Raw genomic sequence first — 19,464 nt, 5'->3', positions numbered from 1 at the left:
GGTAGGAGGAGAGACACCAGCGCGGTCAGCCAGCTCGGAGATCGAGGAATTGACAACGAAATCGACGTTCTCCAACGAGAAATGCGCCAGCTTCGCTTCCAGGCTCGAAAGCCTGCCGTCCTCATTGGAAAGTGCGTGAAACAGATCCATCCAGTCTTCTCCCAAACCGGCAGCCACACGAAACAAGCACGTCGATGAAAATGAATTTCACCCGCCCTTGCTCTGATAGCATAATGCGGGGACGCATCAACGAACGTAGCCCGTCCGGCGAAAATAAAGAACAGGTGGCAACCACCGCATGATCGCAGGCGCCAGTCACCGGGCGAGTGATGATCCAGCCTGTGCATCCTCCCGGCGGCAATACCGCCTTTTTGAACCGCATCTGCACCGTCTGGCCTCTTCCATCGCGCGGAAACAGCACGCGATGGCTCCGTGATACGGACCGAAAATTTCATGTGCATGACACCGTCCGCCGGTTCACTGGCCCGGACCGTGAAAATGGGCGCCGGTTTCTGATGCTCATTTTCAGTTAAGGAATGTTCGGACCTGAAAACCTGAAAATTTTCAGAATTTTCGCCAGAGTGAAAACAATTTACATATTTGAGCGCAAAAAACCGTCATATCATTGACTTTTACGGATAATAGCGCATTATTAAGAAAATAAATTACACCACAATGGTGCAGGGTGGACTGACAAACTGGAACTAGGAGCCTCCGAGAGCGCCCAAAGGGGCCTGCTCCGGCAAACAAACACAATTCAAGCAATGTGGGTAACGGCCCTCGAATGCCTGACGGCAATTTTGAACCGTGCCCATCCGGATAAGCAACATGCGCATCTTCACCGCCTCGATGGCAACCGAGACCAACACGTTCTCTCCCGTTCCGACGGATATGAACGCATTTAAGGCGGCGTTCTATGCCGGTCCGGGTGAGCATCCAGATACTCCAACCCTTTGTTCTTCCGTTGTCCCGATTTTGCGACGCCGCGGCAGGCAAGAGGGCTTTACTGTGGTCGAAGGCACCTCCTGCTGGGCGGAGCCGGCCGGGCTGATCCAGCGCCAGACTTACGAGACGCTGCGCGACCTGATCCTTGGCGAACTGACGGCAGCACTTCCGGTCGATGGTGTGGTGCTTGGTCTGCACGGCGCAATGGCCGCACAAGGATATGACGATCCGGAAGGCGATTTCCTCTCGCGTGTCCGCAGCATCGTCGGCCCCGGCGTGCTGATCGCCGCGGAGTTCGACCCGCACAGTCATCTGACCGCGTTACGCGTTGCCAATCTCGACATCATGGCGGCCTTCCTGGAATTCCCGCATACGGATTTCGAACAGCGTGGCGAGCATGTAGTAGAACTGGCGCTGCAAGCGCTGCGTGGCAAAATCAGGCCGGTCATCTCCACGTTCGATTGCCGCATGATAACGATTTTCCCGACCAGTCGCGAACCGATGCGCTCCTTTGTCGATCGCATTCAGGCGATGGAAGGCAAGGACGGCATCCTTTCTGCCTCCATCATCCACGGCTTCATGGCCGGCGACCTACCCGATATGGGCACACGCATAGTGGTCGTAACCGACAACGACAAAGCAAAGGGCGACGTGCTGGCCGCCGCACTTGGCCGCGAGCTTTACGGCCTTCGCCGGGAAACAGCGATGCCGATGTTCGATACAGAAGCCGGCCTCGACAAGGCGGTTGCGGTCCGCGTGGCACATCCTGACAAGCCGGTGACAATCGCGGACGTTTGGGACAATCCCGGCGGCGGTGTCGCGGGTGATGCAACCCATATCCTGCGCCGGATGCTGGAACGCGGCATGGACGACTTTGCAGTTGCGGCGATTTGGGACCCGATCGCGGTGACATTCTGCCATGCGGCTGGGGAAGGTGCGGAACTTAGTCTGCGCGTCGGCGGCAAATCCGGCCCCGAGGGTGGCGCGCCGCTCGACCTGCGCGTCACCGTTGAACGAGTTTTCGAAACAGGATGGCAGAGTTTTCGAAATTCCCATGTGACGCTCGGTAGCACTGCGGTTGTCCGGCCAGTGGGCACCCATATCGATATCGTGTTGATTACCAGCCGTACCCAGACCTACGAGCCGGACATCTTTGCCAACCAGGGCGTCGATTTCGCGGAAAAGTCGTATCTGCTGATCAAATCGACCAACCATTTTTACGCGGGCTTTCAGCCGGTTTCGTCGGAGATTGTCTATATCACCGCGCCAACGTCCTATCCGACCAACCCTGCAACGACGCCCTATCGCAAGGCTAGCCTCCAAATTTGGCCACGCGTTGCCGATCCGCTGGGACTGGATGCCTGAATTTCAGGCCGGAAGGAAAACCGGCCGGAAGCTCTGACCACTTTAAGACAACACTTTAAGACAACAAGGGGAAGACCATGAAAAAGAGTGCACTCGTTCTGATGACGCTGGCGGCGCTTGCCGGCACCAGCAGCCTGGCGCTGGCCCAGGCAAGTGATGGCGTTTTGACCGTCGCAACGATCGGCGAACCGCCGACGCTCGACGTGATGCAGACGCCGACCGATATCGTGCTGACCATCGACCAGCATATTTTCGAGACGCTTTATACATATGATGCCGAGTGGAAGTCGGTTCCGCTTCTGGCGGCCGGCATGCCGGAACTCTCCGAGGACGGCCTGACCTATACCATTGCGCTGCGCCAGGGCGTGAAATTTCACGACGGTAGCGATTTCGATGCAAAGGACGTCACCGCCTCCCTGAAGCGCTGGATGGCGATCAATTCCAAGGGCAAGCAGGTCGCCGAAGTGGTCGAAAGCCTGACGGAAGACGGAGATCACACCGTCGTCTTCAAGCTCAAATCCCGATACGCGCCGTTGCTCGCAACGCTGTCGCAGGCGTCGGTCATCCTTCCATCGGAAAAGATCGCCGACACGCTGACCGAATTCGTCGGCACAGGCCCCTACGCACTGAAGGAGCGCAAGCCCGACCAATATACGCAACTCGTGCGTTTCGACGGTTACAATTCTCCGGAAGGCGTACCGAGCAACTATGCCGGCAAGCGCGAAGCGATCGCCAAGGAAATCCGTTTCGTACCGGTGCCCGATGCCAATACGCGCGTCGAAGGCCTGATTTCCGGCCAGTTCGACTATGCAGATTCGCTGCCGGTCAGCGCCTTTGAGCGCGTCGAGGGGAGCGGCAACGCCAAGCCGGTCATCTTCAAGGATGCCGGCTGGGCTTCGATGAACATGAACATGAAGGAAGGCCTGCTTGTTAAGAAGGAACTGCGCCAGGCAGTGCAGGCTGCCCTCAACCCCAACGACATGATGCTCGCCGCCTTCTCCGATGAGCGGTTCTTCAGCGTCGATGCTTCGATCTTTCCGCAGGGCTCCTTCTGGCACACCGAAGCGGGCATCGCGCGCTACGGCGAAGGCGATCCGGAGGCAGCAGCAAAGCTGCTAAAGGACGCCGGCTATGACGGCACCCCGCTGCGCCTGATGACCAGCCGCCAGTACGAATTCCACTACAAGATCGGCGAAGTCGCCAAAGCCTATCTCGAAGCCGCCGGCTTCAAGGTCGATCTGCAGGTGGTCGACTGGGCAACGCTCACTACGCGCCGGGCGGATTCAACCCAGTGGGACATCTTCATCACCCACTCCAATTTCCCGGGTGACCCGACGACGATCAATACGATCACGGATGCGTATCCCGGCTGGTATGTTTCCGACCAGAAGACCAAGGCCGTCGCCGCCTATATGGATGCCACGACCGACGAGGCCAAGAAGGCAGCCTGGGACGGCATCCAGACGGTCATCTACGACGATGCCCCGCTCTACAAGGTCGGAAACTTCAATGCCGTTTCGGGTCTCGCCAATGGCGTCTCCGGGTATGAGCCGACCTACTGGCCGCATTTCTGGAACGTGAGCCCGAAGAAGTAAGCCAGGAACAAGGAACCGGCTATGGCAAGGATCGCACAGGCACTTTTGAGACGGCTGGGGGGCATGGCCATCGTCCTTGCCCTCGTCGTGACAGTGGTTTTCATCATCGTCCGTGTAACGCCCGGCGATCCTGCCGCTGTCATGCTGGGGTCGGATGCGACCCCGGAGGACATCGCGCAATTGCGCACACGCATGGGGCTCGATGCGCCGCTCATCATGCAATATGGCCAGTTCGTTATGGGCATATTGCAGGGCGACCTCGGCCAATCGATCTTCCTCAATCAGCCGGTGACGACGGCGCTTGCCGCGCGTGCCGAACCGACCTTTTTCCTGACCCTCTTCTCGATCCTGATCGCGGTCACAATCGCACTGCCGGTCGGCATCCTGTCGGCCGTCAAGCGCGGCACGATCTTCGACCAGATTGTCGTAACGCTGACCATGGTGGCGGCAAGCGTACCAAGCTTCTGGCTCGGACTGATGCTGATCCAGATCTTTGCCGTTGGGCAGGGATGGTTTCCAGCATCAGGCTACGGCGGCCCCGGGACACCGTTTCTCGATCGGCTGCATCATCTGATTTTGCCGGCCGTGGCCCTCGGCGTCGTCAACTCGGCGCTGATTACCCGCTTCACCCGCGCCTCCATGCTTGACGTTCTCGGTGACGATTATGTCCGCACCGCACGCGCCAAGGGGGCGGGAGAAGGCCGCGTCATCCTCAAGCATGCGTTGAAGAACGCGATGATCCCGATCATCACCGTCATCGGGCTCTCTGTCGCCATGCTCGTCGCCGGCGCGGTGGTGACGGAAACCGTCTTCGGCCTTCCCGGTATCGGCAATCTCGTCGTCTCGGCCGTCTTGCGCCGCGACTATCCGGTCATCCAGGGCGCGCTGCTCGTCGTTGCCGCCATTTACGTTCTCATCAACTTCATCGTCGACATGCTCTACATTCTGGTCGATCCGCGGGTGCGCCTATGAACACGATGGCCGCCGTTTCCATGCCCTTTGCCTCGGGGCTGCGCCGATTGCTCGGCAACCGGGCGATGCTTTGCGGCGCGATCATCCTGGTGATCGTCGTGCTGGCTGCGATCCTCGCGCCCTGGGTTGCGCCCTATGCGCCCAACAAGCTCTCGATCGTCAACAAGCTGAAGCCGCCGTCGATGATCAACCTCTTCGGCACAGACGAGTTTGGCCGCGATATTTTTTCCCGTGCAATCTTCGCTGGGCGCATTTCGCTTTTGGTCAGCCTCGGCGTCGTCGCCATCTCGACCGTACTTGGCGTTATACTCGGCGTTGCGGCCGGCTACTTCCGCAGTCTCGATGCGCCGATCTCGCGCCTCCTCGACGCGATGATGTCCTTCCCGGATATCCTGCTTGCCATCGCGCTGGTCGCAGCGCTCGGGCCTTCGCTCACCACGGTGATCCTTGCGCTCGGCATCACCTATGCGCCGCGTCTTGGCCGTATCGTCCGCGGGTCGACTTTGGTGCTGCGGGAACTACCCTATATCGAGGCGGCCGTCGCCATGGGCCTGCCGACCTGGCGAATTCTGACCCGCCACGTGCTGCTTAATCTCGCTTCACCCATTCTGGTGCAATCGACCTTCGTTTTTGCCTCGGCGATGCTGGCGGAAGCGAGCCTTTCCTTCCTCGGCGTCGGTGTCTCCACCGACATGCCGACCTGGGGCACGATGCTGGCTTCCGGCCGTGAATATATGAACAATGCTCCATGGCTGATGGTGTTTCCAGGCCTCGCCATCGTGTTTTCGGTGCTCTCCCTGCAATTGCTGGGCGATGGGCTGCGCGATCTTGTCGATCCGCGTCTTGCCAAGGAAAGCTGATCATGACCGACACAGCGACCACTAGCCGGCCGGTCCTTTCGGTCGAGAACCTGACGACATCCTTCAAGACGAAGGACGGCTGGAATGCCGTCATCCGCAACATCAGTTTGCATGTCCACGCCGGCGAGACGGTCGCGATCGTCGGTGAATCCGGCTCAGGCAAGAGCGTCACGGCGCTGTCAACGATGCGGCTTTTGCCGGCCGGCCGTTCCCGCACGGAAGGCCGCATCCTGCTCGACGGCAAGGACCTGCTGGCCGCCACCGAAGCCGAGATGCGGTCGGTCCGTGGTGGTTCGGTCGGCATGATCTTCCAGGAGCCGATGACGTCCCTCAACCCGGTCTTCACCATCGGCAACCAGATTGCCGAGGCGCTGGTCCTACATCGCAGCCTTTCGTGGAAGGAGGCCGAGGCTGAAACCGTGCGACTGATGGAGCGCGTGCGCATCCCCGCGGCCAAGGCACGGCTTCACGAATATCCGCACAAGTTCTCTGGCGGCATGCGCCAGCGGGTGGTGATCGCTATGGCGCTCGCCTGCCGTCCTAAACTGCTGATCGCCGACGAACCGACGACCGCTCTCGACGTGACGATTCAGGCCGAAATCCTCCACCTCCTGCGCGAATTGCAACGTGAGGAGAATATGGGCGTTCTGTTTATCACCCACGACATGGGCGTAGTGGCGGAGATCGCCGACCGCACGGTTGTCATGTTCCGCGGCGATATGATTGAGACCGGCCCGACGGGCCAGATTTTCGCTTCCCCCGAGGCGATATACACGAAGTCCTTGCTCGCTTCGATCCCGCGTCTCGGCACGATGGGTGCCGCTTCCGCACCCAAACGGTTCCCGGAGGTCGATGCATCAACCGGCAACGCGGTCGATGGGCGCGAGATGTCTCCTGTCGCGCAAACCGCCAGCCCTATCCTCAAGGTTGCTAATCTCTCCGTGCGCTTCGACCTACCGCATGGCCGTGTCCATGCGGTCGAAGACGTGTCCTTCGATCTCCATCCAGGCGAGACGCTCTCTCTGGTCGGTGAATCCGGTTGTGGCAAGTCGACGACGGGACGCGCCATCATCCGGCTGATCAGCCCGACGGCGGGCACCATCGTCATCGGCGGGCAGGATGTGACCAAAGCCGGCACCCGTGAATTGCGGACCATGCGCCGCATGTCGCAGATAATCTTTCAAGATCCGTTTGCCTCGCTCAACCCTCGCATCACCGTCGGCTCGGCGATTGCCGAGCCCATCCTCGCGCATGGCCTGATGGGGCGGCGGGATGCAAAGACCTGGGTTGCAGAGCTTCTGGAACAGGTCGGCCTGCCGGCCAAGATGGCCGATCGCCATCCGCACGAATTCTCCGGCGGTCAGCGCCAGCGTATCTCGATCGCTCGCGCGCTGGCGCTCAATCCGAAATTCATCATTGCCGATGAGGCGGTCTCGGCGCTTGACGTCACGATCAAAGCCCAGGTCTCAAACCTGCTGCTTGACCTGCAGGAAAAGCATGGTCTTGCCTATCTCTTCATTTCCCACGACATGGCAGTGGTGGAGCGGATGAGCCATCGCGTCGCGGTTATGTTTCTGGGTGAGATCGTCGAGATCGGACCTCGGGCGGCAATCTTCGACAACCCACAGCATTCCTATACGCGCCGGCTGATATCGGCGGTGCCGGTACCGGATCCTGTTCGCCGGGGACTAAGACCTGAGCCACTCACCGAAGAGATCAAGAGTCCCGTCAGGCCGTTCGAATACGTTCCACCAAAACGCAGCTACCGGGAAGTATCGCCCGGTCATTTCGTGCAGGTCACGACATCCTGATCCAGCACCTGCGCCCCTAACCTTCCGGCATAGAAAGACACACCCATGAGCAACAAAAACCTCATCCGCTACGACGTCGCCGACGCCCAAGCGGGCGGCCAGCGCCGCCCCTTTGCAAAAGCCGTGCGCGCCGGAGATTTCGTCTATGTGTCGGGTCAGGTTCCGACGGTGGATGGCGAGGTCATCACCGGCAACATCGTTGCCCAGACCGAACAGGTGATCGCCAATATCAAGGCGGTGCTGGCGTTGGCCGACTGCACGCTGGAACACGTGGTCAAGGTCAACGTATGGCTCGATGACGCCCGCGATTTCTCGAGTTTCAACGCCGTATTCCAGAAGCACTTCATCGATCATCCGCCCGCCCGTTCGACCGTCCAGTCACCGATGATGGTAGACATAAAGGTCGAGATGGATGTAACCGCCTACAAGCCGCTGATTTGACATAGCTGAACTGGTAGTCCGGGAGAAGAGCATACCAGCCGCAGCGCCAGAGTTCGGCAGGGTTCGTCCAGTCGATCCGCGGGCGCCACGGAGGAATTCTGCCTGCTCGCGCCGCTCGGAAATCAAAACGGAGGCGTGCTGCTTGATACTGAAGGACTATCAGAATTCCGGATTGTTCGGTCTACGTGACTGCGCCAGGACGTCGCCTGTCGCTCATCTTGTCGGAGGCCACGCAAGCGTTCTTCCCGGTATTCGTCCAGTTCACCGTAACAGATCTTACAAGGCGGATGTCGGAAGCTATGCCGGTCGGTCTCCTGCTTTCGGGATTGCCAAATGGCGACGAGCAGGTGCCCTCGATCGCGTTAGCAGTGGAAAAGATTATTGAATAACAATTACTTATTGAACATCAGACAAGCCTATTTGTGGAGCTAAGGTACTGACAGGTCAAAATTAGCATCCGCAAATTTATGAAAGCGTGCGAGGGGCTTCGCTGTCACTTTAACTGGGACGAATTGCTGGGCCAGATCCTGTCCATCACTTCCAAAGCCAGCGCGACATTCGGCTCTGATCGTCGTGCGCGCAGGCAGGCAAAGCTCAAAGAGGTTTCGAGCTTGACGTTCTCGGCGATAACGAGGCCGTTTGCCTGTCGCTCGTTGAGTGCGATGGATTCGCGGCAGAGACTGAGACCAAGTCCTGTGCGAACCATGGCAAGCATCGAGCTCTCTTGATCGACGAGCGCGACGACATTCTGCCTGAGGCCCAGGCTGGCAAACTGCTTTGCTAGTAAACGATGATGGACCGAAGCCGCCGGTGTGCCGATCCAGGGAAGTTCGGAGAGCTCTTTCCACCCGCGCCCTGCGACGATGCCAGCGAAGGCCGGGGGAGCCACCACACGGTAGATCAGGCGCGAAAGTGGCACCAAAAAGAAAAGGGCATCTTGCTCAATATCTGCGGACTGGGTGCTGGTTCCGAAATCGTCGAGATCTCCGAGAAAGAAGCCAACGTCCAGTTCGCTCCTCTTCAATCCGGACGCGACCTCACCGCTCATCCCCTGGCGCAATTCGGTTTCGATGGCGGGACCACTCTCGACGAGAGCCTGCAGTAACGCTCCCAGTCGTGTAAAGTCGGGATCAATGATCGTGCCTATCCTTAGCTTGCCCCGCAATTGGGCCGTCAGATGGCAGGCGGTCTGCCTGAACTCCGTGACCGAGGCCATGACCTGCTCGGCCTTGGTGGCGAGCAGTGCACCATCCCTCGTGAGTTCAAGCCCATTGGCCGTTCGCCGGAACAGGGCGAGGCCGACGTTTTCTGACAGGCGTCGAAGCTGAAGGCTGACAGCAGGTTGGGTAAGATGCAGCAATTCCGAGGCACGGGTGACGTTGCCTTCCCGGGCAACCGCCACGAATGCACGCAACAATTTCAGGTCCAAAGGATCAGCCATATAAATTTCTCTTATAATACTCTATTGGATTTATCATTGGATTCTCGAAATGGACAGCCTTTATATGGCGGTGGGAGGACCGATATGTCCGTAGAATACGCCACAACTTATAATCCGAACAGTCTCTCATTCAGCTTCGTGAGGACGTTGGCATGAACATGGGCGCAGATGCCGATACCTTTGACTACGTCATCGTCGGCGCAGGTTCAGCGGGATGTCTTTTGGCCAATCGCCTGAGCCGCGACTCCTCGAAGCGCGTGCTGCTGATCGAAGCCGGGCGGAAGGACAATCATCCCTGGATACATATCCCCGTCGGCTATCTCTATTGCATCGGCAATCCGCGCACCGACTGGCTCTACAAGACCGAGCCGGAAGCAGGCCTGAACGGCCGTTCGCTCCGTTATCCGCGCGGCAAGACGCTGGGCGGGTGCTCCTCGATCAACGGCATGATCTACATGCGCGGCCAGTCCCGCGACTACGATGGCTGGGCAGCACAAACCGGTGATCGTGCATGGTCCTGGGAAAACGCACTACCGGATTTCAAGGCGCATGAAGACCATTACCGACTGGATGCGGGAGCAGACCCTGCCACGGGCGACAACAGCCGCTTCTCCGATATGCACGGCCACGGCGGCGAATGGCGGATCGAGAAACAGCGCCTCAAATGGGACATTCTCGAATCCTTCACTGAGGCAGCAGTGCAGGCCGGCGTTCCGCGCTCTCCGGATTTCAACAGTGGCGACAATGAAGGCGTCGGCTATTTCGAGGTCAACCAAAAGGCCGGCTGGCGCTGGAATACCTCGAAGGCCTTTCTCCGCCCGATCCGCGATCGCCGAAACCTTTCGATCTGGACGGAAGCGGAAGTCGACAAGCTGATCGTCGAAACCGGGCAGGATGGACGCAAACGGTGCATCGGCCTTTCCCTCTATCGCCGGAACCAGCGCGTATCGGTAAGAGCCAGAGGCGAAGTTATTCTTTCGGCAGGCGCCATCGGATCACCGCAAATTCTGCAATTCTCCGGTATTGGCCCTGCGGCAACGCTGAAAGCGGCGGATATCGCTGTCGCGCACCATCTCCCTGGCGTCGGCCAGAACCTGCAGGACCATTTGCAGATCCGTGCCGTTTTCAAAGTGCGGAACGCAAAGACACTGAACACGCTTGCCAACAGCCTGTTCGGCAAAGCCATGATCGGGCTTGAATATGCGCTGAAGCGCAGCGGGCCGATGAGCATGTCACCGTCGCAGCTCGGCGCGTTCACCCGCTCCGATCCCGGCCAGGCGCATGCCAATCTCGAATATCACGTTCAGCCGCTGAGCCTGGATGCCTTTGGCGAGCCGCTGCACACCGTACCGGCATTCACAGCCAGCGTCTGCAACCTCAATCCAACAAGTCGTGGGAGCGTCAATGTAAGATCCAATCGCCGCGGAGAGGCTCCGGCGATTGCACCGAACTACCTGAGCACCGATGAGGATCGCAAGATCGCTGCCGACAGCATCCGCCAGATCCGGACGATCGTCAGCCAGCCGGCATTGGCCAAATACCAGCCAATCGAATGGAAGCCCGGCATCGAGTTCCAGAGCGACAGCGAACTGGCCAAACTCGCGGGCGATATTGCGAACACCATATTCCATCCGGTCGGCACCGCACGGATGGGCCGCAATGAGGACGAGATGACCGTGGTCGACAGCCGATTGCGCGTCCGCGGCATTGACGGTCTGAGGGTCGTCGATGCCAGTGTCATGCCGACCATCACCAGTGGCAACACAAGTGCCCCGACAATGATGATCGCCGAAAAGGCAGCGCACTGGATCATTTGCGATGCGCAGAGCCATGCTTGAAGACAGGCTTTCGGAGGACCACGCCATGACATCGAAATCTCGTTCTGCCTTGCCGCTGTTCGGCGTCCGTGTCATCGACTTCGGCCAGTATATTGCCGGTCCGGCCGTTGCCATGATTCTCGGCGATCTCGGTGCGACAGTCGTGCATATCGATCCACCGTCGGGGCCGTTCTGGGACAATCCCGCAAACGCCATTCTCAACCGCAACAAGCTGACCGTCGTGATCGACCTGAAGACCGAAGCGGGTCTGCAAGAGGCCAGATCACTTGTGGCCGAAGCCGACATCGTTATCGAGAATTTCCGGCCCGGCGTGCTGGCGCGACTTGGCATCGACGTCAAGGCGCTGCGTGAGGGACGGCCGGAACTGATCAGTGTTTCGATCCCCGGCTTCGCCTCGAACGATCAATTGCGCCGTGACTGGCGGGCATTCGAAACCGTGATTGCCGCATCATCCGGCGTCTTCACCGACATGGGCCTGAACCGCGTCCTTATGGGTATCAATCCGTCCTTCTCACCGCTTCCGCTGGCGTCGGCCTATGGCACCATGCTGGCAGCGTCCGCTGCGCTCTTGGCGCTGCAGTCACGCGAGCGAACAGGAAACGGCGATCATATCGAGGTCCCGCTTGCCGCTGCGGTTATGGAAGGCCTGTCCTACAATTCGATCAAGATCGATGATTACCCTCTGCGCTACCAGACGCAGCGCGAACAGGAGATCGAGCGGCGTCGCAGCCAAGGCCTGCCGATGGACATGTCCTATGACGATCTGCAGGAGTTCCTTGATCCGTTCTATCGCAGCTTCGAGTGTAGCGATGGCCGGATGTTTTATGTGGTCTGCCCGAGCCACAAGAACCACGCCAGGCGCTGCCTGCAGACTCTTGGTCTCTACGACGAACTGTTGGCAGAAGGTCTTCGCGAGGAGGAAGACACCTATCTTCCGGTTTCCGAATGGTCGTCCGACGTTTCGCTTGGCGTCTATCCGCTGCCGAAATTCTGGGCTGACAAAGTCGCCGGTCGCATGAAGGCGGTCTTTCTTACAAAAACGGCAGCTGAGTGGGAGTATGTGTTCGGCGAAGGACTTTTCCCCGGTGCGCCACAACGCTGGCTCAAGGAGTGGCTTGCCGACGAGCATGCCAAAACGGCGGGCCTTATGATCGAAGTCGACGATCCCGCTTTTGGTCGCATGACCCAGCCGGGGCCAATAGTCTGGCTGAATGAGAGCGCACAAGCCATGCTCACCCCTGCCCCGCGCGCATGGGGGAGTGTCGCAGAAGCCTTGGCGAGATTGCGGTCAACAAAAGCCCCGCAACTGCCGGCGCCAACGCTCGACACCCCTTCCGGATGGCTGGACGGGATAAAGGTGCTCGATCTGTGCAACGTCATTGCCGGCCCACATTCTGTCGCCTATCTCGCCCGGTTTGGCGCGGAGGTCATCAAGATCGATCCGGCAAAGCCCTTCTACGACTGCTGGAACACGGTTATCTTCGGCATGTCCCATATGCGCGGCAAGAAGTCTGCGCTGTTGAACGTCAGCTCGCCCGACGGGCGCCTTGCATTCGAGAGACTGGTAAAGTCGGTGGACGTCATCGTCTGGAATGCAACCGATCGGCAGGTCAACGCCATGGGGCTGGACCTCGACGGCTTGAAGGCGCTGAACCCGCAGGCGATTTTCTGCCAACTCGATTGCTTCGGTGGCGTTTGCACTGGTCCAAGGACCAACTATCTCGGCTATGACGATCTGGTTCAGGCTGCTACTGGCATCATGCTGCGGTTCGGTGGATCGATGCAGACCCCGGAAGAACATGCTCATGTCGGCACGATTGATGTCATGTGCGGTTTCGGTGCTGCAGTCGGCATTGCGTCCGCCCTTTACCAGAAATCGACGACCGGCGTTGTCGGCAGGCCCCGGACCTCGCTATCGGCGCTGAGCGGCCTGGCACAGATCCCGTTCTGCTACGATTACGATGGCAGGCCGCCGTTCGACGAGCCTGCAGGCCGCGAAACAAAGGGTTTCAATGCGCTTTCCCGGATTTATGAGACGCTGGATGAAGGGTCAATCGTACTCGCTGCTTCCGAGGCGGATCTTTCGCGCTTCGCAAATGTAACTGGATTGAACGACTTACCCTCGATACCTTTATCCGACCGCGAAGCATATCTTACGAAAGCCTTTGCCACAGCATCAGCCGAGAGCTGGCAAAAGCGCCTCATCGACGCCGACATAGGAGCAGCGCTTTGCGAAAATCTCGAGAGCATCCGGAGCCGGAGTGCGAGGGTGGCGGATGGTACGCCCGGCACTGACAGAGGCAGCTATTCCTTCTCGATATTTCCCGACCACCCCAGCGGCCACGTGGTCACCCAGCTCGATCCTTTCGCCGTGCGCCCGAGCCTTGCGAGGGTCAACTCTTTGCTTCCGGCCGAGAAGTATGGAGCATCGACGATACATGTGCTCACCGAGCATGGTTGCGATGCAGAAGAGATCGAAAGCATGATCGTTTCCGGAACGGCCAGTATTTCCTGGAGCCGCAAATACCTTCCAAGCTAAGTTTCACTGTGCGCTTACCGCAAGATTGTTCATTGTTTGGCACAAGAACCTGTGAAGACGGTGCAGTCCAGCACGCTGCGTTCCAGCAGACCTGCGACGACGCCGGACTTGTCTTCCGGCGCATCGCCCGGGCTCAGCTTGACGGTGAGGTCAAAATGCTCGATCTCCAGCCGATACTCCTGGATCAGCTTGCGCCAGCCTTCCCACAGATCAGGTGCCAACTCCTCGGTGCCTGCTCCGGATCGCCCTTCGCGTAAGCCTCCATACCGACTGGACCGCGATATCCCATTTCACAAAGAGCGCGGGCGATAGCCCGGTGGTTGATTTCGCCGGTACCCGGCTCACATCGCCTCGGTACGTCAGCCACCTGCACTTCGCCGATCCATGGCAGGTAGGCGCGGCAGGTTTCAATGAGATTACCCTCTCCAATCTGCACGTGATAGAGCTTCAGCCGAGGGTGACGGACGGAAGAAACCAGTGCCAGCGTGTTTGCTGCCCGACCAATGGGCGTGCCGGGATGATCGACAGGCAGGTTCAGGTTTTCCAAGGTGAAGACGACCTTCTCCTCATCTGCCATATCGGCGATACGCGCAGAGTATCATGGGCTTTCAGCCACATGCTGCCAGTGAGGTCCTCGGTTGGCCGCAGAGGCAGCCCTCCTGCTCACCCCAAACCGGTTCCGTGCAAATTCGAGCGGGCAACGCCAAGGCGCTTGCCGACCTGTGCCGTTTCACGAGCAGATCGCAGTAGCCTGTCAGCATCTTCGTCATCCGCCACCGGGCATCAATCGAGGTGCGACCAAAAACTCACAGCGATGTTTAGAACCAATCGACTGGCGCTCATATATCGTGCGCTAGGGCGGCGTCGAAGTCGTTCCGATAGAAACAAGCAGGCAACGCTGCAATGCCACACGCTTTTCACCGGCCCTGCGCTTACCAGTCAGGAAGTGGGTCTGGGTCAGAACCTCCAAGACCCACTCAGATGTTTTTCCGGTTCACAGTTCGATATAGCGGCGCCCGAGCAATAAAAGGCTGCTTTGGCGAAGGTTGAAAAACATTAACTGTTAGAGCTTGGCCAAGGCCGCCTGGACGCGTTCACCGGCTTTCTTGGGGAACTTTGCGCTTTTGACTGCTTCGCGGTTGACGGCTGCATCCCCCACGACAACGACAGCTGCCATGCCCATCGAGTAATGGGGCGTGCATTTGATCACATAGGTGCCGGCAACGGTAAACGTCACCTTGGTCGTTTCATTGACTTTGCTCTTGAACGCTTCCGCACCGTCTGGAAGCATGCCCTTGACGGTCTCTACATTGTGGCCCTTGTCGGTCGGGATGAAGGTGACCGTATCGCCGGGATTGATTTTGCTCAGGACCGGTTCGAACACCATGACACCGTCGGCACCCTTGTTGAGCATGTGGACTTCGAAATCTGCGGCAACGACCGTCGTAGTCAGGGCGGCAAGCAGGGCAATACTCGTAAGACATGTGTAAGCGAAGCGCATTTCAACTCTCCTTGAGGACAGGCATCCCGTCCGGTGGTTAGGGAGATGAGGCTATGCTGATCTAACGAGGGCCTGATTGACTTAACGCAATTAGATTCATTTTAAATGCCTCTTTAAGTCACAAACTCAAGTATTTTTCGATTCTCCAACGCCCTCAGCCAGTTGCGAGAGCCTGACTGGGTCCAGAACAAGCAATTTTTGTCGCCCGCCTTTTACAAGGCCTTTCCTTTCCCAAGCGCTGAGAACCCTGGAAACTGTGTGCAACGTCGTGCCGGTCATTTCGGCTATGTCCTGGCGGGATATCTGAAAGTCGATGCGTATACCGCTTTCTTCCTGCTTGCCGGCCTGCTTTATCAGACGAAGAACAACATGGGCGATGCGGCGTTCCACCTCCTGGGTCGACATTTCGCGAATGCGGGTATGGGCTTCCGCCAGCCGCTGGCCGATGGTCTGCATTGCCCCGATTGCCAATGCCGGATTCTGCTCGACAAAAACCGGCCACATGTCGGTAGCCCAGACGAGCACAACGCTTTCCGCCGCAGCGATCGCCGTTCCGGGATAGTCGTCACGCTGGAGCGCTTTTGCAAATCCGAACAAATCTCCCGGATGCACCATGCGGACAATAATCTGCTGGCCGTCGGCAGTAACCTGCACAACTTTTAGGCGCCCGTGCAACAGCAGGTAGAAATGCGTCGCAAGCCCGCCTTGTTCGAATACTGCCTCTCCTTGAGGAACACGGCGTGAAACTGCCCAGCCGAGGAGTTGATCAAGGTTGGAATCGCTCGTGTTGTCGAACAAGGAGAGCGCCCTGACCAATGTCTTGTCTATTGCCGCCACGACGGATCCTTCAAACGATCACTTTCTCGGCGTTGTATCGGCATTTCTGGGTAAGCGCAAAGTGCATCAATCCTCCCCAGTTGGGACCCCAACGATATCGATTGGGTGAAATGAAATTCGCCGATTATCCGGTCTGGCTTGAACGCGAATGAGCGTTCTCGTTCACCCGCGGTTCCGTGCCGAAGCGCGTGCGATCGATCCATCCTTGATGTTTCGCAATAAGGGGTCCCCAGATTGCCTGTAGTCATGCCTTTCATCAAGAACAGACACCACCCGATGCGGAGTGTGTAAATGAACCAGGAACTTCACGAAAAAACGCCCTTGCCAAAGCACCAGGCCGTCCCGCGTGGTCTCGCCACCACCGGGCCTATCGTGTTTTCCTACGGCTTCCGGCCATTCTTTCTGGGCGGCGGGTTCTGGGCCGTAAGTGCCATGGCGCTCTGGATCGCCGCGATGATGTTCGGCGTGCCAGTGGGCGGCGACTACGGCGCCGCCCACTGGCACGCCCATGAAATGCTGTTCGGATTCACCCCGGCAATCCTTGCAGGCTTCCTCTTGACGGCGGTTCCCAACTGGACCGGCCGGCTGCCAGTCTCCGGTCAGCCCTTGATGGTGCTGGTTGCAATCTGGGCTGCCGGGCGACTGGCGATGCTGTCGCCCGCCCTGATCGGGGCTACGATGGCTGCCGCTGTCGATGTGCTGTTCCTGCCTTCGCTGCTGTTCGTCTGTGCCCGGGAGGTGGTGGCCGGCCGTAAATGGAGCGATCTTAAGGTCGTGTCCAGCCTCGCGGCCCTGTCGATCGCCAATATTCTCTTTCACTATGCGGTTATCGGGCAAGACCATTCGGGGTTCGCCAACCGGCTGGCGGTTTCCGTCTATGTCATGCTGATCACGATCATAGGTGGCCGTATCATCCCGAGCTTCACCCGCAACTGGCTAAACAAGTCCGGCCACACGACATTCCCCGTGCCGCACAACCGCTTCGATGTGATCGCCTTGCTCGCCGGCCTGATCGCTCTCTGCGCCTGGGTGCTGGCCCCCGAGCATGCCGCAACGGCGGTGCTGGCGACAATTGCCGGCCTGCTGCACGCGGTCCGTCTCGCTCGTTGGCGCGGCTGGACAACATGGCCGGAAAAACTGCTTGTGATCCTGCACAGTGCCTATGCCTTTGTCATATTCGGCCTGTTCGGCATTGCGCTCGGGGCCCTTGGGGTGATCGACGAATACGCGGTCCTGCATCTGTTGTCGGTCGGAGCCGTCGCCTCGATGATGATCGCCATGATGAACCGCGTCACCCGCGGCCATACCGGGCGGGTGCTGACCGCCTCGCCGATGACGACCGTCTCCTATGCTGCGATCATTCTGGCTGCTCTGCTGCGGCCGCTGGCCAATGTCCTGCCGGAATTCTACGATCTGCTGATCGCTTTGGCCGGACTGTTCTGGATACTTGCCTTCATGCTGTTTTGCTGGGAGTGCGGTCCGATGCTGCTCAGAGTGCGACGAGATGCTCGCGGGCAGAGCGCATAGAACGGAACCGAACCTTGTCGCTGGCGCGGGTTTGCTGGTATCGTGCCATGCGAGTTTCCGATCCGCCCGCGCTGGAGAGACGATGCAACTAACGGCCTTTTCCGACTACGCGCTGCGCCTGATGATGATGGCAGCCGCCAATAGAGACCGGCTGGTGACCATCGAGGAGACGGCCCGGGCCTTCGACATATCACGGGCGCACCTGATGAAGGTCGCCCACCATCTGGTCCGACAGGGGTTTTTGAAGGCGGTACGGGGGCGGACCGGTGGACTGACGCTGGCAAGGCCGCCCGAAGCGATCGGGCTCGGCGATATCGTGCGCGCAACGGAACGGGATTTTACCCTGGTGGAATGCTTCGGATCGGCCAACCGTTGCCGGATCACGCCCCGCTGCCGGTTGCGCGGCGTGATCGCCGATGCGCTGGGCGCGTTCCTATCGGTGCTGGATCGCCACACGCTGCAGGATCTTGTGCGAAATCCGGATGATTTCGGCTTGCGCGTCGTTGAGAAGAACTTGCAGCTTGCCGAAACGAACATGGTTTCGGGAAAGAGCGGCCCCGAGGGTGTCGCGGCCGGTCCCATGGCTGGGAAGCAGCAACATTAGGCTGGTGGCACTGTCCAAACATGTCGAAGCACAAACAATCTGCCGAACGCAAGTCAATGCTATCCGCAGCAGATCTGCAGCAAACAGCGCAAACGAGGGACACCCTGGTCCTCGCCTTTGCCCGGGTGTTCCAGGCAAGAGCCCGCCCCTTGGAAGACTTTACATGACCTTGGACGACCATGGCGACGGCTGCAGCCGGCCTGGTTCCGGTGCTGGCGGGGTTGTCGAAGACTGATCCGCGCGTCTGGCCCGTTACGGAACCGGAAGCGCGCGCAGTTGCTGCAGACTGTCGATCAATTGTCCGGCAAAGGCCTGCGCCTGCAAGCGAGGCTGTTCTTTTTTCTCACGCTCGGCTAGGTCGAGGTAACAGTCCAGCAGAAATTCGCTGAGCGATACCGCTTGCCCCGACACAGGCTCGGGCAGGTTGTCTAGCAAGGGGGTGCCGACAAACGGGATTGCCTTCATTGCTGCCGCCCGGTGTCGCGCCGCAGCGGCAAGCGCCCGAAACTTTTCCCCTGCCATCGGCATCGCCGCAATCCGTTCGAGATGATCGTTCAACTGCATCTCGAGCATCGGTAAATCGACGTTCGCCGCTTTGGGCGCAGCCTTGCGACCCGCGTGAAAGGCCAGCCGGCGTTCACGGCGCAGCGTGGCCACATGGCCCAACTCCTCTTTCGCCATGCGCTCCGCCGCTATTTGCATGTCATGCGACGGCGCATGCGCGGCGACGTAGGACCAGAACACGAAGGCCCGTTCCTCGTTACGCACGGCCATGGAGAATGCTCTGTAGGAACTCAGAAGCTCTGGCGCCACAACACCGGCCCCCTCGTCATCGAACGATGCTTCGGGCATCAGGACAGGCATGGCGGCAATCTCACCGCCCGTATCGGCGCTCCATCTGTCAACCATTTCGAGATGGCCTTGCTCTTCCGCCACCAACCGGTCGAATACGGCGGCAAGATCCGCTCGGTTCTCGTCCCGCATCCGGGAGGCCAGCGCTCGGTAGCCGGCCACGGCATCCTGTTCCATAGCCCGCGCAAGTGCGATCAGGTCCGGCATGGATCTTACCCGCCACGGTTGTTGCGTCGTTTCCGGCATTTCTGGTCCCCTTGACTGACTGGCGCGATGGCGGAGATGCGCCGAACGGCCCCTGGTCCATCAATACAAAAACATTCATCTGCTATATTT

15 protein-coding genes and 1 pseudogene are annotated in these 19,464 nt (G+C 59.1%); 10 read left to right on the top strand and 6 right to left on the bottom strand.

Annotated elements, in window-relative coordinates; genetic code table 11:
• The first annotated feature begins 828 nt into the window (after positions 1-828).
• From AX760_RS21860 to AX760_RS21835, 6 genes are all read left to right on the top strand, one after another.
• Positions 829-2,310: a M81 family metallopeptidase gene (locus AX760_RS21860; RefSeq protein WP_071835131.1), complete on the top strand. Its 1,482-nt coding sequence runs from the start codon at positions 829-831 to the stop codon at positions 2,308-2,310.
• 77 nt (positions 2,311-2,387) lie between these two features.
• Positions 2,388-3,905 carry an ABC transporter substrate-binding protein gene (locus tag AX760_RS21855; RefSeq protein WP_071835130.1) on the top strand — a complete coding sequence of 506 codons (1,518 nt, stop codon included), beginning with the start codon at positions 2,388-2,390 and terminating at the stop codon, positions 3,903-3,905.
• A gap of 30 nt (positions 3,906-3,935) precedes the next feature.
• Positions 3,936-4,877: an ABC transporter permease gene (locus AX760_RS21850; RefSeq protein ID WP_071835135.1), complete on the top strand. Its 942-nt coding sequence runs from the start codon at positions 3,936-3,938 to the stop codon at positions 4,875-4,877.
• The gene (locus tag AX760_RS21845) at positions 4,874-5,737 is read left to right on the top strand and encodes an ABC transporter permease (protein ID WP_425348881.1); all 864 of its coding nucleotides are present in this window, start codon (positions 4,874-4,876) and stop codon (positions 5,735-5,737) included. The genes AX760_RS21850 and AX760_RS21845 overlap by 4 nt, the downstream gene beginning before the upstream one ends.
• 2 nt (positions 5,738-5,739) lie before the next feature.
• Positions 5,740-7,548, top strand: a complete 1,809-nt coding sequence (locus AX760_RS21840) for an ABC transporter ATP-binding protein (RefSeq protein WP_071835128.1) — start codon at positions 5,740-5,742, stop codon at positions 7,546-7,548.
• A gap of 45 nt (positions 7,549-7,593) precedes the next feature.
• On the top strand, positions 7,594-7,989 hold the full coding sequence (locus tag AX760_RS21835) for a RidA family protein (RefSeq protein WP_083531280.1): 396 nt from the start codon (positions 7,594-7,596) through the stop codon (positions 7,987-7,989).
• A gap of 493 nt (positions 7,990-8,482) precedes the next feature.
• Here the strand turns inward: AX760_RS21835 and AX760_RS21825 are convergent, their stop codons facing one another.
• A complete protein-coding gene (locus tag AX760_RS21825; protein WP_071835126.1) occupies positions 8,483-9,430 on the bottom strand; it encodes a LysR family transcriptional regulator in 948 nt (315 codons plus the stop codon).
• Between the two features lie 152 nt (positions 9,431-9,582).
• On the opposite strand from AX760_RS21825, the gene AX760_RS21820 reads away from it, so the two are divergent.
• Positions 9,583-11,268: a GMC family oxidoreductase gene (locus AX760_RS21820; protein ID WP_071835125.1), complete on the top strand. Its 1,686-nt coding sequence runs from the start codon at positions 9,583-9,585 to the stop codon at positions 11,266-11,268.
• A 25-nt stretch (positions 11,269-11,293) separates the two neighbouring features.
• Positions 11,294-13,807: a CoA transferase gene (locus AX760_RS21815; protein WP_071835133.1), complete on the top strand. Its 2,514-nt coding sequence runs from the start codon at positions 11,294-11,296 to the stop codon at positions 13,805-13,807.
• 29 nt (positions 13,808-13,836) lie between these two features.
• Here AX760_RS21815 and AX760_RS26870 read toward each other — a convergent pair whose 3' ends face one another.
• The 4 genes and pseudogenes from AX760_RS26870 to AX760_RS21800 form a co-directional block, all read right to left on the bottom strand.
• Positions 13,837-14,028 carry a hypothetical protein gene (locus AX760_RS26870; protein WP_071836293.1) on the bottom strand — a complete coding sequence of 64 codons (192 nt, stop codon included), beginning with the start codon at positions 14,026-14,028 and terminating at the stop codon, positions 13,837-13,839.
• Positions 13,992-14,584, bottom strand: a pseudogene (locus tag AX760_RS21810) (TIM barrel protein); the annotation flags it as partial. The pseudogene AX760_RS21810 and the gene AX760_RS26870, both read right to left, overlap by 37 nt.
• A 286-nt stretch (positions 14,585-14,870) precedes the next feature.
• The gene (locus AX760_RS21805; protein ID WP_071835124.1) at positions 14,871-15,308 is read right to left on the bottom strand and encodes a pseudoazurin; all 438 of its coding nucleotides are present in this window, start codon (positions 15,306-15,308) and stop codon (positions 14,871-14,873) included.
• Positions 15,309-15,434: 126 nt separating this feature from the next.
• Positions 15,435-16,145 carry a Crp/Fnr family transcriptional regulator gene (locus tag AX760_RS21800; protein ID WP_071835123.1) on the bottom strand — a complete coding sequence of 237 codons (711 nt, stop codon included), beginning with the start codon at positions 16,143-16,145 and terminating at the stop codon, positions 15,435-15,437.
• A 291-nt stretch (positions 16,146-16,436) separates the two neighbouring features.
• Between AX760_RS21800 and AX760_RS21795 the strand changes: the two genes are divergently transcribed.
• On the top strand, positions 16,437-17,672 hold the full coding sequence (locus AX760_RS21795) for an NnrS family protein (protein ID WP_071835122.1): 1,236 nt from the start codon (positions 16,437-16,439) through the stop codon (positions 17,670-17,672).
• 82 nt (positions 17,673-17,754) lie between these two features.
• A complete protein-coding gene (locus tag AX760_RS21790; RefSeq protein ID WP_071835121.1) occupies positions 17,755-18,276 on the top strand; it encodes an RrF2 family transcriptional regulator in 522 nt (173 codons plus the stop codon).
• Positions 18,277-18,528: 252 nt separating this feature from the next.
• Here AX760_RS21790 and AX760_RS21785 read toward each other — a convergent pair whose 3' ends face one another.
• Positions 18,529-19,374 carry a ferritin-like domain-containing protein gene (locus AX760_RS21785; protein WP_071835120.1) on the bottom strand — a complete coding sequence of 282 codons (846 nt, stop codon included), beginning with the start codon at positions 19,372-19,374 and terminating at the stop codon, positions 18,529-18,531.
• Between the last annotated feature and the right edge of the window lie 90 nt (positions 19,375-19,464).

Origin of the sequence: Pararhizobium antarcticum, from assembly GCF_001885585.1 — a bacterium.
Lineage (GTDB): Bacteria > Pseudomonadota > Alphaproteobacteria > Rhizobiales > Rhizobiaceae > Pararhizobium > Pararhizobium antarcticum.
Note: the sequence above shows the minus strand (reverse complement) of the source record. Positions and strands in the feature narration are given on the sequence as shown.

Bases quoted from the DNA above. Each gene is read 5' to 3' on its own strand.
- AX760_RS21860 (WP_071835131.1), top strand. From the start codon at position 829: ATGCGCATCTTCACCGCCTCGATGGCAACCGAGACCAACACGTTCTCT.
- AX760_RS21855 (WP_071835130.1), top strand. From the start codon at position 2,388: ATGAAAAAGAGTGCACTCGTTCTGATGACGCTGGCGGCGCTTGCCGGC.
- AX760_RS21845 (WP_425348881.1), top strand. From the start codon at position 4,874: ATGAACACGATGGCCGCCGTTTCCATGCCCTTTGCCTCGGGGCTGCGC.
- AX760_RS21840 (WP_071835128.1), top strand. From the start codon at position 5,740: ATGACCGACACAGCGACCACTAGCCGGCCGGTCCTTTCGGTCGAGAAC.
- AX760_RS21835 (WP_083531280.1), top strand. From the start codon at position 7,594: ATGAGCAACAAAAACCTCATCCGCTACGACGTCGCCGACGCCCAAGCG.
- AX760_RS21825 (WP_071835126.1), bottom strand. From the start codon at position 9,430: ATGGCTGATCCTTTGGACCTGAAATTGTTGCGTGCATTCGTGGCGGTT.
- AX760_RS21820 (WP_071835125.1), top strand. From the start codon at position 9,583: ATGAACATGGGCGCAGATGCCGATACCTTTGACTACGTCATCGTCGGC.
- AX760_RS21815 (WP_071835133.1), top strand. From the start codon at position 11,294: ATGACATCGAAATCTCGTTCTGCCTTGCCGCTGTTCGGCGTCCGTGTC.
- AX760_RS21805 (WP_071835124.1), bottom strand. From the start codon at position 15,308: ATGCGCTTCGCTTACACATGTCTTACGAGTATTGCCCTGCTTGCCGCC.
- AX760_RS21795 (WP_071835122.1), top strand. From the start codon at position 16,437: ATGAACCAGGAACTTCACGAAAAAACGCCCTTGCCAAAGCACCAGGCC.
- AX760_RS21790 (WP_071835121.1), top strand. From the start codon at position 17,755: ATGCAACTAACGGCCTTTTCCGACTACGCGCTGCGCCTGATGATGATG.
- AX760_RS21785 (WP_071835120.1), bottom strand. From the start codon at position 19,374: ATGCCGGAAACGACGCAACAACCGTGGCGGGTAAGATCCATGCCGGAC.